Origin of the sequence: Sphingobium indicum B90A, from assembly GCF_000264945.2 — a bacterium.
In the GTDB taxonomy this organism is placed as follows: Bacteria; Pseudomonadota; Alphaproteobacteria; order Sphingomonadales; family Sphingomonadaceae; genus Sphingobium; species Sphingobium indicum.
Genome location: NZ_CP013070.1, coordinates 20,860 through 31,806 on the forward strand (window position 1 = coordinate 20,860; position 10,947 = coordinate 31,806).

The following is a 10,947-nucleotide window of genomic DNA, read 5'->3' on the forward strand; positions in this document are numbered from 1 at the left end:
CACATGGCTGATCTGAAACTGCCACGCATTCCTGATCGAACGCCGGTCAAGTTCACAATTTCGATTCTGCCTGACCTGCATCAGGCAATTGCCGAATATGCGGCGTTGTATAGCGAGGCTTACGGGAAGGAGGAACCCATCACGGAGTTGATACCGGCAATGCTGGAGGCTTTTCTCGAAAGTGATCGCGCGTTTTCCAAGAGACGGAATGGGCTTAAACTCGGTTGAAAACGCATAATTGCTTTGAAGTTTTCCGGTAGGTGGATCGCACGTAGGCTGGTAACCGTATGCAGCCTCGTCCGCAACTTCACCAATGGAACCAACAACCAGGGACGGGAAGATCGTTCGGCTCCCAGCTGGATGCGGCCCCGCATACAGCCTGCGATGTTCAACGCTGTGTATAGGAGCACCGACCCGATTTCCGCATTGGGTGGGGAGCTCAGCATATAGCTGTGCGAAGAATGCCATCGTGGAGGAGGGTCAGCGCACACGCAATCGTACCCTCACTTGGCGTCACACCTTCCATCTTCAGCCATGGCGTTCAAGCGCGATAATCGGCCGCGAAGCATTATCACCGCAAGCAGACAGGCGCTGGCCATACTGACAAGCAGCCCAACCGATTCCTGCCATATAGTGAAACGTTCTATTCGATAGTGGCCCGGCTGTGCCTGGAAGTGGATGACGGGCCCCTGATAAGGCACAACCTCATCGCCCCGCATGACCCGCCAGATAGGGAAAGCGGTGCGGCGCATCGTTACTTTGCCTGGCTTCTTTACCACCACCTCGTTCCCCGGCCTGACGTAGCGCCATTCGGTGAGGTCTGGCTTCCGCTCAAAGTCGGTTATGCGATTCGTGTCGAAGCCGGTAGGCAGATATTCGGCGGCATCGGGGAGATCGTGTTTGATCATGGCGTAAGGCACTGGCTTGGCCAGATATTCGGCCGCTTCGGCTGTCCATCGGACATAGGAGAAGGCCACAAGCGCCAAGCCCAATCCCAACAGGATCGGTTTTGGACGGCAGCTCAGCATAGCCGTTATGGCGGCAAATTCGATAAGGCCCAGCAGCCGCCAGGGAAATTGCGCCTGGGCGAAGGGTGGAATGTCCCAGATGAAGGGGATGAGGCCAAGGGCCGCCAGCGCGGCCAAAAGGCTTGTGAAAGTCCAGATGGAACTTGCCGAGAGCGACAGAAGCGCAAGGCCAGCAATCAGCACCGGAATAGGCAGCATTTGGAGAAGTGGGCCACCCGCCAGCAACCCCCAGGAAGATGGCTGATACCAGGGCCCCCAAAGCAGCTGGGAGGAAATATGGTCCTGCATCGTGAGGGCCGGGACCAAATAGAAGGCCGCAAGGCCGAGGGCGACGGCCCCACTGGCGGCCAGAGGCCAAAAGACGTGCCGGTCCGCCAGAATCCTGTGCACACCCAGCGGAGCGATCAGAAAGAAGCCGGTCAGCATCGCCATGGGCAAATGGGTCAGCACAAGCCCTGCATAGGCGAGCGCCAGCAGGATGACGCCCCTGCGCTCGGGAAGGCGGGTTATGGCCAGAGCGATGAGGGGATACCATATGAAGGCCGTAAATTCCGCCAGAGCGCCCCGGACATAGAAGTCCATCAGGTGATAGGGCGCGGCCATGTAAAGGATTGCCCCGGCAAGCGGATAGGTGCCGCGTGCGGAAAGCCAATGATACATGGCAATGCCTGACAGCAGCAACGTCAGGAATGCGGTCATGTTGATAGCGGCGAGAGTGGACAGGCCGCCAGCGTCGAAGGCGCCGGCTATCCAGAAGGCGATTGGCGGGTAGAAATAGAAGGCAGGACTACCCAGTCCTTCGAAACTGCCCGGCAGCCAGCGCGGATAGAGATTGCCCTTCGCGATCTCCATCCCGAACTGACTCGTCCAGACATAATTGTAGGTAACGGAATGGGAATCGCCCGGACCCAGTAGGAAGGTCGGCAGCAGGAGGAGCCCCGCCACAACCGCGAGGAGGCCAACATTACGGAGGCTGTTTTGGGTCATCATCCGCGCCATTCACCTTTTAGCAGACCGCAGCCTGATCGCCAAAAATGGTAAATATTATGTTCATCTCCGCCCTGATGCTATAGCTTGCACGCGTGCGGGTAACGGCTTGTTAACCATTTTCGCCGATAGCCGCAGGGGGCACCAGCCCGCAGGGGGCTCGAAGGAATGGCTACACCAGCGCTGCTATCGATCGTCGTTCCGGTCTTCAATGAACAGGAGAGCATTTCGCTGTTCCTGGATGCAGCGCGTCCTGCGGTCGCCCAGGCACTTCGCCTTATCGGGCCTGATGCTCGAGCAGAATTTCTGTTCATCAATGATGGCAGCACAGACCGGACCGGCGATATACTGACCATCCTCGCATACCGAAATCCTGACGTCCGCCATATCACCCTATCTCGAAACTTCGGCAAGGAAGCGGCGTTGGCCGCCGGGATAGACCGGGCGAGGGGAGACGCCGTCATCCCGATCGACGTCGACCTGCAGGATCCGCCGGAAGTCATTATCGCCATGGTCCGCCACTGGCTGGCGGGGGCGAAGGTGGTGAATGCCCGCCGCACCGACCGGTCAAGCGACGACTGGTTCAAGCGTTGGAGCGCGCAAGGATTCTATCGCCTCATCAACCGACTTTCGGATCACCCTATCCCGGAGAATGTCGGCGATTTCCGGCTGCTCGACCGGCAGGCGGTGGACGTCATCAAGCAGCTGGGCGAACAGGCACGTTTTACCAAGGGCCTTTTCTCCTGGGTCGGTTTTCGCATCGCCACGGTCGATTATGAACGTGCTCCACGCGAGGCCGGAAGTAGCAAATGGCGCGTTAGCAAGCTTTGGTCGCTCGCCGTGGATGGCATCACCGCCTCGACGACCATGCCTTTGCGGATCTGGTCCTATATCGGGGGCAGCATCGCCCTGATGGCCTTTGCCTATGCCGCCTTCCTGGTGCTGCACACGCTGCTGACCGGAGTGGATACGCCGGGCTACGCCTCGATCATGGTCGCCGTGCTGATGCTGGGCGGCCTCAACCTGATGAGCCTTGGCATCATCGGGGAATATCTGGGCCGCGTCGCGCAGGAAGTGCGCAATCGGCCGCTTTATGTCGTGGCGGAGGAAAGCGAGCCTACAGCGCCGCGTGCTATCCAGCCCCAAGCCAAGGAAGAGGAAGAATGGACCGATCAGCCTATGCGAGCATGAGCGCGCAGGAGCAGGATCATTGGTGGTTTGTCGCGCGTCGTGCGATCATCGACAGCCTGGTCCGCACCCATGTTCGGTTGCCTGCTGATGCTCATATTCTTGAAGCGGGCTGCGGCACCGGCGGCAACCTTGCGCTGCTGGCGCAATATGGCGCGCTCGATGCCATGGAATATGACGCGGACGCCCGCGCCCTGGCCGCCGCGCGAGGTCTGTGCCGGGTGGAAGCAGGCGCTTTGCCCGACGCGATCGGTTTCGGTGAAACCCGCTACGACCTGATCGCGCTGCTCGATGTGCTGGAGCATATCGATGAGGATGAAGCATCGCTTCGCGCTTTGGGCGCGCGTCTGGCGCCCAATGGGCGGCTGTTGCTCACTGTCCCGGCTGCGCCCTGGCTCTGGTCGGAGCATGACGTGCTGCACCATCACAAGCGTCGTTACACGCATGATGGCCTGCTCGAAGTCGCCCGCGCGGCGGGGTTGAAGGTTGAAACCTCAGGCCATTTCAACAGCCTGCTTTTCCCGCTCGCCGTAGCGCAGCGCTTCGCCCACCAGTTGCTACGCCGTGACACGCCCCTGGATGCGCGTCCGTCGCCGCTCGTCAATGCCGCGCTTCAGCGGGTGTTCGCGGCAGAGCGGCATCTTCTTGGTCGCCTTTCCTTCCCCCTGGGCTTGTCACTTTACGCCATTCTCTCGGTCTGACGGAGCGTTGCGCGGATCATAGGGCAACCTCCAGGTGCCGTCCCAGCAGCGGGCTGGCTCGCTTGCCGAGGCGCGGGCCGGATGGGCAGGGCGGATAAGCGCTGGAACCTTATCGACAGGCGCCAGATAGGAGCCCTTGGGAAAGGCCGCGAAGGTCTGGTCCCATGCCTTGAAGAAGGTGCAGCGCACCTCGGGTGCCGCGGGATAGAGCAAAGCGCGCCGTATCTCGGCAAGGCCGGTCAGGCTGCCGATGGCAAGCACCACCATGAACCAGCGCCACCTCTCGCCCCGTTGCACGACATGATCGCTGACCATGACCGTGACCAGTGCCAAGGCCGTGATCGAGCCGCGCATCATGAAGTCGGTCGACCAGCCTATCTGCACGAAGGGGATGAGCATCAGCCAGGCAAAGGCCAGCCACAGGCTATCGCGCCCGAACCGCGTCGATCGTCCGGCTATTGCGAGAGGAATCAGATAGGGTAGCGTTTCGAAGGATTGGAACAGCAGCCATTGGACGAAGGGGATTGGCTGAAAATGGAAGCCGACGTCATCCGATGCGGCGCCCAGATAGATGAGCGATGGTATGCAAAGGAGAAGCGATGCCGCGGGAGCCAGGACATCGCGCGCACGAAGCGAACGCGCGATCAGCGTTCTCACCCCTGCCAGCGCAACAAAGGGCATGGCTCCCATCAGCCCCAGAGGCGACCAGAGCGCCGTCAGCGGCAGCAGCGCCAGCCATGGAGCGAGAGGCGCGCGGCCCTCCCGCCACAACATATAGCCAACCGCGCCCACCCAACCGGCGATCGCGTGCTGGGGTACCCAGAAAAGCAGGGTGATGGTCGAGGAATATTGGATCTCGGCCCAGTCTTCCATGTGACCAGTCAACATTCCCTGCATGAGCAGGTCGCCAATCGCATCCATGCCGGAAAACAGAATGAATATCGCCAGGCCGATCAGGCGCGAGCGCCGCTCTGCGAACAGCTGACTGCCCAGGGCGAGCAGAAGCGCAACGAGCGTCGTATTCTGCGCCAGCAGGGCGATATCCGCTGCTCTTGGGCCAAGCAGCTTGAAGACCAGTGCGGGTAACAGGAACATACCGATCGGCGCGCGCAGCAGGTCGGGCTCGGGGCGCGCCGTGTAGACGAATGGCCAGGGGTTGATGCCCATGTCCCGCAGCACGGCAAAGCGAACCTGCCAATCCACATTGGCGTAGAAGAACCGCCCTTCGCCGCTGAGCACCAACAGGCCGAGCGCGACCAGGAAACATGTTAGCAGGGTGCCGAGGGTAATATCGCGGCTATTCTTGGTGATCTTGACGGTGAAGAAGCAGAGCCCGACAATGACCAAACCGCCAAGGATGTAGGCCCAGGCGGGCGCGGTATCGAGAAACCGCCAAAGCAGTAGCTGGCTGCTACCCAGAAGAGCTGCAAGAGATGTCCATATCCAGCCTGATGTTACGCAAATGGAGAGCGAATTTCTCGACGCTTCAGAAACAATGCCGGTGAATGGCCCGCGATGTTCAGCAGAGATGGATCCTCCCATTATTCAAGTCCTTTAAGATTGCGCGCCAGGGTCGATAGATGGGTCGGCGTTGACGCTCCCGGACGTCATTCACTCGGGCAGCAATCGGGCACCGCCAGTTTCAGGCGTCTGTCTGCGAAACTATCATTTAGATATAGGATCGTAGCCATTTCTTCGCCCCGCATCATGCACCCTAGGAGAAATCCGGGCATTTCGGGTTCAAAGGCGTCGGCTCACGTGGCGTGACGCGGCGATAGAGGTAGAGCCAAGGCATTGGTTTTTCTTCGCGATAATTATGCGCCAGATAGGAGCGAATATCCGAGCGGCGGAGGAAAAAACCTCGAACGTCGAAGCTGGGAGGCTGATAAATGTAATTGGGCCGACGTTCGAAAAGAATTAGAGCGGGCGAGGAGCAGCGGATTTCCAAGGCTGCTTCTTCTTGTATTCGCTTTGCCAGGGCGCGAAGCGGCGCAGGATTGGGGCCGCTGACCTCACCATGTGCTATCGCTGGTATCATCCAGTATGCATAGAGCCGTGATGGCCAGGAAAGTCCATGATCTCCGACCGTAGGCCATCCCCACATGGGTTCGCCGGACGCAATGAAGACGGGACTTCCCTTGGGAAGCGTTGCCAAAATTGGATCGATCTCGTCTCTGAAATAGTTGAGATAGGGACCGATCTTGACGGACATCAATATGGGTAGGCTTAGCATGAAAAGTCCTACGCTCATCGGTATCAGCCGGCGCATATCGGCCATTCCCAATCGTACACCAAGAGCCAGAGCAGCAGCGCCAGTCACAGGCACGCTGTGATAAAGCCATCCCTTACGCTGCAGAACGTATGCGGCGCCAAAGCCGATGGCGACGATCAGCAGGGTGGAGACCAATGGGTTCGCCTTCTTTCCAAACGCACCACCGTAGGTCAGGAAGAAGGCGGCTATGAAGGCCCAAACCACGGTCCAAGGCCGCAGCAGCACCATCCTCCATGATGATTCGAAGCCATGATAGGCCGTCTGGACCATTGGCAAATTATCGGTGAAAAACGCAGGGGCAAAGACGATCACTGCAGCACCATAAGCCACGGCAAGCACCGCCAGCATGGTGGTTTCCGGGCGGATGATCCGCCACTGTACTGGGTTGCGCGCGATCAGCCACAATTCCAGCATGATTGGAACGGTCACGAAATAATGCTTCAGCGCAAATCCGTAGGCGGCTGCCATGCCCACGAGCAGTGCCAATGTTTTTGGTACGCCTTCTCCTGTTGATCGGCGTGAAATCAATGCCGCGTAGGCAACAGAGCTGATCAGCGCGATATGTTCGCGCTGACCGAAATCATAAAGCGGCCCGACCACGATCAGCCAGAATGACAGGATCATCAACGCCAGTCGTGCAACCGGGGACCTAAAGGTTGATAGATGCCCGACCATCAGGGCGGACAGGGCTCCAACAGCGATGACGCCGACAACCAGCAGGCGCAGAGGCGGCATGGATAGCCATGCCGCAGCATAACGCATGGGAACGGCCGACCAGAACCAGAGTGGTGGGTTAATTTCCCAAATATCGCGATAAAGCACCGCGCCATGCATGAGCTGCCGCGCGATCCAGAACTGCCAAACGACATCGTGGGTCAAGGGAATGTCGTAGAGCGTCGTCAGCGCGGCAAGCGTGGCCATGCCAAGCAGCAACTCAGGGAGGTAACGCATTGCGACCTTGTAGGCCCGGCTTCGGTTGCTTCGTCCCTCCAGATCAGACCGGTTTAACAAGGTTCCCCGCATTGGATTTCTCAGGCGCCTTCAAGGCTTGCGATACAGCCGTCCTGTTCAACCACGATTTTTGCGGCCCTCGCCCTGAGGAGCGATGCGGTCGACGCATCGCAGGTCGCGACGATCACGCCAGGGGAGGCTGAAGCGAGTGCCTTGAGGTCGCCGGTCTGCGTGACCACTCGTCCATTTTCGCGCGCGACCATCAGATAGAAGCGTAACTCAGGCGCATAATGCGGATCGTCGGGGATGTTCCAGCCAGGTTCAATCGCCATCACCGGCGCGCGCTGGTTGGAGAGCGCATCCAGAAGGGCACCGTATCGTGCGCGCGGATAATGTTCGCGGTCGAACAACAGCGTTCGGTCGACATCGACTGCCCGCACAACTCCCACTGTGAGCAGCGATGTGGCAACAAGCGTTGCAAGCCGCAGCCTGTAGCGCGGCAGCGTCCCCAATTTCACCTGCGCACGCAGGCGAACCAGGATGGCGTGGATTGCAAGAGCGGATGCGATAGCTACGAACGGGTAAGCGGAGAGATAATAGTGGGTGAGTTTGGTGCTGGTCATCGTGACGACAACAAGCTGGGCGAAGGCGATGCACAAGGAAAAGGCCAGGGCGAGGCGCACCCGGCTCCGTGCAAGCGGAAGGATGAGCGGGGACAGCAATCCCGCTACGCCAAGGCTGAATAGCCCGGTGATGAACGTGGTTTCGATATAATACCAAGGCGGGCCATCATGATCGTCCAGCGCCTCGTTGAAGCGGCCGCTGACATCGTTGTAGATCATGGCGTGCAGATAGCCAGGATCGGCCCGCTCGCGTAGGACGAGGAATAGCAAAACCGGAGCAACGGCAAGGATTGCGCCAATCAGATAATGCACATTGCCTAAAACTCTGGACCAGCGGCGTGTGATCGTGAGGTACAGCAATAGTCCGGCGCCTGGAATTCCTCCTGCCATTCCCTTCGTCATCAGCGCACCTGCCCCCAGCGCGCCGGCGAGCAGCAGCCAGCGTAGCGGTGGATGCGACCTATGCACCGCGAAAAAAAGCAGCATCATGTAACCGGTAGTGAAGAAAGTGAGCAGCGCGTCGTAATCAGCGGTTCGCGCGCCATGCTCACCGAAAAAAGCGACGCTGGCTGCAAGGGTAATGCCGCCAAAGGCTGCGATCGCCGCCGAAGACGTGATTCGGTAGAGGAAAAGCATCACCAGCAAGACCGTACCGAGTGAACTGACGAGAGACGGAAGCCGAAGCGCGAACTCGGTGGTCCCGAACAATGACATGCTGCCTGTCATCAACCAGATGAGCAGCGGCGGTTTGGTGTTCCAAAGATCCTGATGATAGTCATAGGTCGTCACCAGCCCGATGCCGTTATGGCGCATCTCCATGGCGTTGATGACAATTCGCCCCTCATCCCAGATGATGATCGGTATGGGTTTGCCGACAAGGTATAGCAGTATTGCAAATGCCGCGATCACCGCGGCTAAAAGCCGGACATTCCAGAACCGATTATCCCCGATCCCGCTTGCGATCATTACCCTTGTTTCCCGTATAGCTGTTCAGCGGACGAAATAGATCGATAAAGTGAAGATCACGCTAACCACTTGAACCAAGCGCATGACATGGAATCAAGCAGATTGCGGGCTGAGGTTTGGAAAACTTGAGCGCGTGGGCCACCGAAGGATCGGCACACTGGTTGCGGCCCAAATCGACAACAATCCGATGGCGCATCCTGCCAAAACGTCAGAGAGATAATGTGCGCCGCTGATGAAGGTCGAGAGGATTATGGCGACGTTGATCAGCAGGCCGGGCCAGCGCAGGAATCGGATGCTTTTGCTTGCCCAAATGAACAGAACAGCAGCAGCCGAATGGAAGCTGGGAAACTGTACCAGTCCGCCCCAGACTTTTGAAATATCTTGAGTTTCACCCTTCTGAAGCTGGGTGATCCATTCTCCGAAATGCCACTGCCAGGGCCATTCCTCTCCTATGTTCGGCACAATGCCCTGCGGTATGCCGTAATAGACATATGGCCCTTCCGCCGCGGCAAACGGGAAAATCGCCGCGGTTGCCAAGAGGGCGAAAATATAGGCCGTGATGTAGGGCCACAGCATCTCGGGGCGCCAAAGACACAATGCAACGGGAAGCAATAAAAACTGAGGTTGAAATGACGAATATGCAGTCTCGGAAATCGGCACAATCCAAGGATGGGCCAGGTAGAAATCAAAAATGACCCTCCAATCAAACCCAAGCATCGCGTCGATCCTGATTAACTGGACATCGACAAATCGACCGCTGACGGAGGCGAGCATGATGATCGTAGCAGCGCTCAGCGCTGCCGCGATGGCAGGAACGGTACAAGCCTCCAGAAAAAGTGCGACCCTGTCATGCCGATAGCGCCGCGCGAGCGCACCGCAGCCCGCTATCGCGCACGCCGAACCAAATGACCAGTAAAGCGATATGTCGCTCGCGATGAAGTCGCTCAACGCAAAGATGGACAGCCACGATAAGCACCAGATGAACAAGAGCGAATAGGCGAGGCGTGATTGCGGATCGAGCGCAGCCTGCGTTTCATTGCGCTGGCACGGTTACTGAGCCGCTCCATAGCTACAATAATCAAATTGATCCCCTTTTATCTTCGCAACATCTCCGGCACATGCCTCAGAAAAATAAGGAGTTTATTAATTATGAGGATTTTAATCAAGAGGTGCGGGGTTAACCGCGCTCGTCAACGGCTGACAGCACGCCGGGGGCGATCTCCGTGCCGTTGAAGCAGTACGGGCCGATCGAACGCGCGGTGATCGAGACCGGGCGGATGACACCATCGATCGCCCTGGGCCTTCGCGAGTTGGGCGTTGCAATCGTCTGCATCGACGCGCGTCAGGCGCATCAAAGCCTGAAGCGATGAAGGCGAACAAGACAGATTCGCATGATGCGGCCGGGTTAGCCCAGTTGGCGCGAACAGGCTTTTACAAGGAGGTGCATGTCAAATCGCCGGCGGCGCATGATCCCCATCCATCCGCTCCGCGCCTCAACACGGAACCCCATCAATCAGACATCATGCCGTTTGTGAATCCTGAATGTCGATCCGGCCTAGGTGAAGCAGTCGCATCGCTGCTCCGCGCCCGCGAGGGCCTTGTCGCCGAGATCGGACAGATGGACCGTCAGTTGAAGGAGATCTGTGCCGCTTCGCCAGTCTGCCAGGCCCTGATGAGCATCCCGGGTGTAGGCGTGCAAACCTCAACCGCGTTCGCCGCAGCCGTCGATGACGCAAGCCGGTTCAAGCGGTCACGGACGGCCGGTGCCTACTTCGGGTTGGTTCCCCGGCGGCACCAATCGGGCGAATTTGACTGGACGGGCCGGATCGCCAAACAGGGCGACGGTACCGTTCGCAAGCTGCTCTATGAAGCGGCCAACTCGATCCTGACACGCATCAAGCAGAGCTTCGCGCTGAAAAGCTGGGCGCTCAAGATCGCGAAACGGCGCGGCCTCAGAAAAGCCAGGGTCGCTCTCGCCCGCCGCTTGGCTGTCATCATGCACGCCATGTTACGCGATGGCACTTTGTTCGAGGCGTGAGATAGGATAGAACCAGTTCGCCAGCGGTGATGCTCTCGAGCTGACCCTAAGGCGGTGTCCCGGGAGGGAACGCGGGGACGGACGATCTGCGAAGGTGATCAGATGGGCTCCAAGCCCGCTTCGAGTCAATTAAACGTCCGGCCTTGCGAGACCCGATACAGCACCACTGACCTCGGTCGGCGAGTGCGGACAG

Annotated in this window: 9 protein-coding genes and 1 pseudogene; 5 read left to right on the forward strand and 5 right to left on the reverse strand. The window is 58.8% G+C overall.

Annotated elements, in window-relative coordinates:
• Positions 1–3 precede the first annotated feature (3 nt).
• Entirely contained in the window at positions 4–228 is a 225-nt protein-coding gene (locus SIDU_RS00135; RefSeq protein ID WP_007687413.1) for a DUF2274 domain-containing protein, read from the forward strand.
• A gap of 275 nt (positions 229–503) precedes the next feature.
• Here the strand turns inward: SIDU_RS00135 and SIDU_RS00140 are convergent, their stop codons facing one another.
• Positions 504–2,018: a 6-pyruvoyl-tetrahydropterin synthase-related protein gene (locus SIDU_RS00140; RefSeq protein ID WP_158514620.1), complete on the reverse strand. Its 1,515-nt coding sequence runs from the start codon at positions 2,016–2,018 to the stop codon at positions 504–506.
• Between the two features lie 165 nt (positions 2,019–2,183).
• On the opposite strand from SIDU_RS00140, the gene SIDU_RS00145 reads away from it, so the two are divergent.
• Positions 2,184–3,206: a glycosyltransferase family 2 protein gene (locus tag SIDU_RS00145; RefSeq protein ID WP_037508049.1), complete on the forward strand. Its 1,023-nt coding sequence runs from the start codon at positions 2,184–2,186 to the stop codon at positions 3,204–3,206.
• Positions 3,179–3,904 (forward strand): class I SAM-dependent methyltransferase, encoded by a 726-nt coding sequence (locus SIDU_RS00150; RefSeq protein WP_007687418.1) that lies wholly within the window; start codon positions 3,179–3,181, stop codon positions 3,902–3,904. The genes SIDU_RS00145 and SIDU_RS00150 overlap by 28 nt, the downstream gene beginning before the upstream one ends.
• Here the strand turns inward: SIDU_RS00150 and SIDU_RS00155 are convergent.
• The 4 genes from SIDU_RS00155 to SIDU_RS00170 all read right to left on the reverse strand — a co-directional run bounded on the left by SIDU_RS00155 (position 3,878) and on the right by SIDU_RS00170 (position 9,664).
• Positions 3,878–5,446, reverse strand: coding sequence for a hypothetical protein (locus SIDU_RS00155; RefSeq protein WP_233431855.1), 1,569 nt, complete (start codon positions 5,444–5,446; stop codon positions 3,878–3,880). The two genes, SIDU_RS00150 and SIDU_RS00155, sit on opposite strands and share 27 nt — an antisense overlap.
• Positions 5,447–5,618: 172 nt before the next feature.
• Positions 5,619–7,097: a GtrA family protein gene (locus SIDU_RS00160; protein ID WP_144240394.1), complete on the reverse strand. Its 1,479-nt coding sequence runs from the start codon at positions 7,095–7,097 to the stop codon at positions 5,619–5,621.
• 110 nt (positions 7,098–7,207) lie between these two features.
• Entirely contained in the window at positions 7,208–8,716 is a 1,509-nt protein-coding gene (locus SIDU_RS00165; RefSeq protein WP_007687424.1) for an ArnT family glycosyltransferase, read from the reverse strand.
• 93 nt (positions 8,717–8,809) lie between these two features.
• Positions 8,810–9,664 (reverse strand): phosphatase PAP2 family protein, encoded by an 855-nt coding sequence (locus tag SIDU_RS00170; RefSeq protein WP_148663229.1) that lies wholly within the window; start codon positions 9,662–9,664, stop codon positions 8,810–8,812.
• Between the two features lie 275 nt (positions 9,665–9,939).
• Here SIDU_RS00170 and SIDU_RS19895 point away from each other — a divergent pair, with 275 nt between their 5' ends.
• Together SIDU_RS19895 and SIDU_RS20315 are read left to right on the forward strand one after the other, a co-directional pair.
• Positions 9,940–10,086 (forward strand): hypothetical protein, encoded by a 147-nt coding sequence (locus SIDU_RS19895; protein WP_200874904.1) that lies wholly within the window; start codon positions 9,940–9,942, stop codon positions 10,084–10,086.
• Between the two features lie 278 nt (positions 10,087–10,364).
• Positions 10,365–10,754: pseudogene (locus SIDU_RS20315) on the forward strand (transposase); the annotation flags it as partial.
• Positions 10,755–10,947 lie beyond the last annotated feature (193 nt).

What these genes read in the sequence shown, in the direction of transcription:
- SIDU_RS00160 (WP_144240394.1), bottom strand. Translation starts at nt 7,097, where the DNA reads ATGGCCACGCTTGCCGCGCTGACGACGCTCTACGACATTCCCTTGACC.
- SIDU_RS00140 (WP_158514620.1), bottom strand. Translation starts at nt 2,018, where the DNA reads ATGATGACCCAAAACAGCCTCCGTAATGTTGGCCTCCTCGCGGTTGTG.
- SIDU_RS00135 (WP_007687413.1), top strand. Translation starts at nt 4, where the DNA reads ATGGCTGATCTGAAACTGCCACGCATTCCTGATCGAACGCCGGTCAAG.
- SIDU_RS00165 (WP_007687424.1), bottom strand. Translation starts at nt 8,716, where the DNA reads ATGATCGCAAGCGGGATCGGGGATAATCGGTTCTGGAATGTCCGGCTT.
- SIDU_RS00150 (WP_007687418.1), top strand. Translation starts at nt 3,179, where the DNA reads ATGGACCGATCAGCCTATGCGAGCATGAGCGCGCAGGAGCAGGATCAT.
- SIDU_RS00145 (WP_037508049.1), top strand. Translation starts at nt 2,184, where the DNA reads ATGGCTACACCAGCGCTGCTATCGATCGTCGTTCCGGTCTTCAATGAA.
- SIDU_RS00155 (WP_233431855.1), bottom strand. Translation starts at nt 5,446, where the DNA reads ATGGGAGGATCCATCTCTGCTGAACATCGCGGGCCATTCACCGGCATT.